This window comes from Erysipelatoclostridium sp. MSK.23.31 (assembly GCF_019125875.1).
Taxonomy (GTDB): Bacteria; Bacillota_I; Bacilli_A; order Erysipelotrichales; family Coprobacillaceae; genus Thomasclavelia; species Thomasclavelia ramosa.
On sequence record NZ_JAHOCB010000113.1, the window covers coordinates 1 to 804 of the forward strand.

The 804-nt window shown below is 26.1% G+C and carries 1 pseudogene; it reads left to right on the forward strand.

The annotated features are described in order from the left end of the window. Positions 1 to 106: 106 nt before the first annotated feature. Positions 107 to 804: pseudogene (locus KSU54_RS18535) on the forward strand (hypothetical protein); the annotation flags it as partial.

Here is an 804-nt window from a genome sequence, read left to right on the forward strand (position 1 = left end):
TGAACTTGCGAAACAGTTTATGTTTAATATAAGTCTAGATTATAAATCTATTCCCTTTGTTTATAAATTTAAAAATGTTCGAAAAGGGACATATATAGATTTTCTTGTGTTTGAAAGAAAAGTATTTACAAAACCTATATCTAATCCAAAAAAATACAAAAGAAATATGTACATAAATAAATTTACAGGAAGGACATGCAAAAAAGATGATCCTAATATGGTAATGATATGCAAAAAAAATGAAATTATGAAAGATAAAGACGGGAATGTCATAGTAGAAAAGTACGATGTGACTCCAACAAAAATTAGGCATCTTTGGTACAAGGATCATAGAGACAAAAGTATTAAGAAAAGAAATTTTAATAACTTTATTGCAAAACTTGAAAAATTTTACATCGTTGCATTATCTAAAATTATTATCTCACTAGGCAAGACATATAAAAAATTTAAATACTGTAGGCGCAAATTTGGATATAGCGATGAACGGTTACAGCAAATAAATCTATATAACGCAGTGATCAACCGAATAAATTTAAGAATTATCTTACTGCAGGATGCAGTTTTCTGGAGTGATGATTATGATTTATACAATAAAAAACTAAATTCACTGATATATAGTATTTCGAATATTCTTGATAATGGTGATATCAATTTTAAAAATAAATTCAGATTAAAATTATCACCGTTAAATAAAAATTATGATGATTATGAGGGGAATATTAATTATTTTGAAAAAACTGTAAATGAAAGAATAGAAAAATGGAGAAATGAAGCATTTGCAGGAATCCTGGCATTTATAAGGAG